Genomic DNA, 4,950 nt, shown 5'->3' with positions numbered 1-4,950 from the left:
CGACACGCTGGCCCGGCGTAAGAACAGGGCCCCGGTACCGGTATTCGACATTGCTAAGGCAAGATCATGAACCCGATTCCTCGCGGAGATTTTTCAATGAAGCAACGAAGCAGTCTTCCCGGCGGTATTGCTATGATGCAACAGGCAGTGGCACATAGCCTTCTGAGTTTGTTCGGTGTCGGCCCCGTGCCGACAGCGCAGGTGCTCGTCTCCTATTCCCACTATGGACAAATCCGCTTGGAGACGGCCTTGCCTCACTAGCGGGGGTGACCCGATTCCCGCATCCTCTGACAACAAGACGCGACATCGTCTGAATTGGCATGGCGACAGACAACTCAACTAGGTAACTCATACGATAGCGCGGTCCAGGATGTCATGCGACGCCACAACCATTGCATCCGTCGAGCTGCGACGCATCGAAGGTAGGACCATTCGGGGCATCCGCCGCTGCATCAAACGATTCATTGCTCGGCAACTTTTCAGGCAACTCCGAACCCTCTTGCTTTAAAGCATAGGAGGGTCAGAGATTTCCCTGGTGCCTATCGGACCCCGGTGATAACACTCCCCGAACCATAGAAGACGCGGGGAGTGGAATCAACATTGGTGTCGACAGGCCAGTAATCCCAGTAATTGCTCATTTAGGAGCTACTAAAAGGGTTACGGGGCTCAGAGCGTCAAATATTCAGTCTAGTGTCCCCCAAGCAGTCCCAAGCTTGCCATTGCCGCATATGTCTACTGGCTGCCGAAGGTACAGCGGGACCCCAACAAGAAAAGCATTCAGAGAGTACTTTCTGGGGTCTGACGCCACGATCGATGGAATCCAACGAGCTGAATTTTGAGCGATACCACGCGCCGAGCACGCTGAAAAGTTAGTGGACCAAATCGCTGGCGGATCGGACTTTGCTCAGGTGTAGGAACCGCACAGCGTTCTGAGGATCTTTCCAATAACCGTACTTTGACTAATCTTGGAGCCTGATTCCAACATCAAGTCAACCGTCCGAGCCGTTGCTCCTCCATCCGAATGCGGATTGAACTTCTCAACGAAGTTCTCGATTGTGGATTCAGATCTGTCTGGTTGCGCGAGCCCTTCTTGAATAGATGCAAAGAGACCCTGCTCCGTGGTCTCTACCGGGCCAGGGACGGTAGCTTCGTAGTCTAAGTAGAAGCCTCGTAAGGAATCGCGGTAGCGCTCAAGGTCGTAGGCATAAAAGATCATGGGCCGGCGAAGCAGACTGTAGTCAAAGTACACCGAGGAGTAGTCAGTAACTAAGACATCGGCGGCGAGAAATAGGGGCTGGATATCTGGAAATTTGGACGCGTCAACGATGGCGTCACGAAGGTGCTCGGGGATGTGCAGTCGTCCAGCAACGAGCGAATGTGTTCGGAGAATTAGGACTACGTCGTCACCAAGTTGATCGCAGAAGTTCTCGAGGGAAAACGGGAGCTCAAAACCAAAACGTCCATTACCTAGGGAGATGTCGTCTCGAAAAGTAGGGGCGTAGAGAACAGTTTTCGCATGAGGAGGGATACCCAGCCTTTCTCGGACGTCGCTACCAACGCTGTCTCGATTCTGAGAGACCAAGGCGTCATTTCGAGGATATCCAAACTCTACCGAGGGGCCACGGTAGCCGTAGGCGCTTCGAAGACAAGAGGTGGCGTATTGGCTGGGAGAGACCAAGACTGACCATTGTGCCGCCGCTTTCGTGACCCTGCCTAGATAGCCCTCATCGCGACCATGGATCTCTTCTATATCTAGTGCCATCCGTTTGAGTGGAGTTCCGTGCCACGTTTGGACATAGAATCTGCCGGGGCCGCGGGTGATGTAATGCGGCAAATTTTGATTGCTGACCCAATATTTTGATCGTGCTAGAAACCAGAAGTATGACGGTGAATTTCTCTTAACTACCGTCGTATTTTCGTCGCCGAACGATGCGCGCCCTCGGACAGACCAGACCTTACGGCGGTTGTCTCCTCGGGCTACCAGTTCATCATAGATAGCTCTGGGACTATCATTTACCTGACGTCCAAGCCCGCTCTCGAAGAACACGATATTTTCGTCAGCGGGGAGTTTGGAGACAACTCTATATACCGTTCGCATCAAGGGATGGTAGTAACGACTCTTCCTGAAGAAGTTGAAACCGGCTGTTCTCAATTCCTTGACTTGTCCGCTACGTGCTGGCAAGTGCGGTTGGCTGAGGAGCGAAATTTCATGGAAAATTCTCGCCGAGTTGCTCCGGTCCCGGTATTTTATGAACTTGTCCGCACGGTTTTTGAACTTTTCGGGCATAGAGATGCCAGCGTTCACCTGGTCGGACAGTTCCTGGAGCAACGACTCTACGTTTGCAGCGATCGGCCCAGGTAATTCATCATCGAGGTTGAGATGTGGCTGAACTCGCCGGAACATTCGACTCCTATCAAACTGATAAAATAAGACAGGTTTATGCAAGAACGAGAAGTCCCAAGCAACGCTAGAGTAGTCCGTAATTAGTAGTGAACTCTGTTTGATTAGTTTCTGAACGTCCGCTTCCCCCTGCACTAGAATTTTGACTGGGGCAGCAGCGAAATGGTCCGCGTAGGCTTGCATGTTCGGGTGCAAACAGAAAACAATGTTGAGGTTATGCTCCGCGACAACGTCTGCGAATCTGGGATCAGTCAGGAAAGCGTGCCAAGCATTGTAATAAGTTGAAGCCAAAAACTGATCGCCTGTATGGAGCCAATCTCGCCAAGTAGGCATTATGAAGATTTGCCGATGCTTGACTTCCTGGGTTTTGTCAAAAAGCTGGTCGAAGCGAGATAAACCAGTTACGGCTACCTCCTTAGGTGCGTAACCGAGGTCGTTGACAATGAATTCCTTTTCGCGTTCTGAGCTAACGATGAAGAGATCAGTGTTGAAAGAAGCTGCCTTCTTGCCGTATGTCTGCTCCATCCATTTCATCGCAATCACGCCATGTTGCAGGAAGACATTTCTCGCGCGTAGAAGTCGCTTAAAGCTATCGGCGCGCGTTGGATACAAGTATGACGGGTGATGTGATCCAATGAATCTTTCAGCAAGAAGAGAGAGTCGAATGTGCTCTGGAGACCTATACTCCAAGACGTGGTCTAGGCCAGCTAAGTTCTGAGCTTCGGCAGCTCGGGGATCGATCACATAAAATGCATCAATGTCTGGATGGTTGGCTCGCACATACTGGAAAAATGCTAGACCAGTGTCTTGTGCTCTTTCGGGTTGTTCGCCAATAATCCATATCGGTCTATTGCTTCTGTTGCCGAGTAGATTACGAATGGGCTGCCGCATGACATTTCGTAATTGGTCGTAGGAGGCCGTAGGGAACTTCTCAAGACGGAAAGAAGTTCGCTTTGCTTTCATCGTGTAGTACGGAATGATCAACGTGGATTTTTCGTGTCCACGTACACCACCAAGATTTGACAGTTGCCGCTGTATGAGAGGTGTGCGCCCAATTCGGGATGTGTGGCTAAGCTCTGGACTGAACGCCATGTCAGATTGGACCCAAGCATCGAGGATCACGTCATCGGGCAGTAGGTCTGTTTTTAGCCCGCCGAAATTCAGGAAAACTCTGAACTCGTAACGAGCATGTCCGTAGTGTGTTTCTTCCCAGGAGTAATCCCGTTGAATCTGAAGTGGTGCAGTCCACCTGTTGTCAAGCCCGCGAGCAGTTAGAAGCAGCCGAGCGTTCAAAATACGAGAGTGACGCACCATAAGATCGCCCTCGAGGTTCAATACCCCATCGCGCATGCGAAGCTTCGAAATGACCACTCGTTGGTAATTTTCGAGCCATTCGTTCAGGCGGAGGCTAAGGACTCCACGCCTGTTGACGTAAGGCGTGACTAGGCACTCTCCACTTCGAATTTGGTGGAATTCGCCTAGCGAGGTGTTCTGGAAACGTCCGAACGTGACTCTATAGCTCACTGCCTTCAACTGGTCAACGTCCTCGGGGCGTCCATCTTCAAAAACTGCTCCACCCATGATGTCAGTTCCCGCTGTAGTGACGCCTAGGTATAGTGTGCAGCGGTCGGAGTAGCTTCCGTCGCTGATTGCTTCAGACCAAGTTTTTGACACCAACGCTTGCTCGTCCAGAGAGACTAGTGATTCTTGATTGGAGCCCTGCAGGACCTGGGATTCGGTAGGGGAGCTACCCTGTACTGAATCCGACAGTCGTTGCTGAATTGATGCCAGATCAATTTCGAGCCTGAAGGTCTTGGGTTCACCATCCGACTGATCAGTCGTGTCTACCGGCGAGATAACAGTATCAAGTGCAATCCAATTGTCCTTCAGTCGCAGCCAGACACCGTTGACGGAGATTCCCGCCCGGACAGTTATCTCGGCAGAAATGCTTTGACCGTGTTGTCTGGCCGCTAAATGTAGTCGTCGTGCTGATGTGGGTTGTTGCCGAGTTGGCTTGAGCGCGTTGAACACGGATTGAACTGTGGAAGTCCGCATGATGCTACTTTCGACGTTGGATAAATGGGTTTGTGCTTAGCAGAAGACAGAGAACGCCCAGTTTCCCGTTCAACTAAACATTGGGTTATGGCATTCGCGTTTTCGTGTTCCTGTGGAGACTGTGAGTGTTGGGAAAGCCAAGCACGAGGCCGCAGTGCACCCTCTAGGATATGAATCCTAGTGGCTAAGTCCTTTGTCTTGCTCGTTGTCAACGCTGGTGTGGCCAAGAATGTCAGTGACCGACGGTGCTATATCAGGCCTCCATGTGTGTTGGGTCAGAACATGGGTTTGAAAGTAGGGTTTTATTCGAAGCGCGTCGGGCCTCGATTCGAATCTCGTCATTAGGTGGATCACAGCTGCGTTCGCAGGAAGCGGCAAATTGGGACCAGTTGCTTCATTGAAAAATCTCCGCGAGGAATCGGGTTCATGATCTTGCCTTAGCAATGTCGAACACCGGTACCGGGGCCCTGTTCTTACGCCGGGCCAGCGTGTCT

The 4,950-nt window shown here is 51.5% G+C and carries 1 protein-coding gene; it reads right to left on the bottom strand.

The genetic code is table 11. The features are described from left to right. Nucleotides 1-904 precede the first annotated feature (904 nt). Nucleotides 905-4,432 (bottom strand): CDP-glycerol glycerophosphotransferase family protein, encoded by a 3,528-nt coding sequence (locus ACT3S2_RS15650; RefSeq protein WP_444561911.1) that lies wholly within the window; start codon nucleotides 4,430-4,432, stop codon nucleotides 905-907. Nucleotides 4,433-4,950 lie beyond the last annotated feature (518 nt).

The sequence above is a fragment of the Arthrobacter sp. AOP36-A1-22 genome (assembly GCF_052377615.1).
Lineage (GTDB): Bacteria > Actinomycetota > Actinomycetes > Actinomycetales > Micrococcaceae > Arthrobacter_H.
This window is presented reverse-complemented; position numbering and strand designations above follow the sequence as displayed.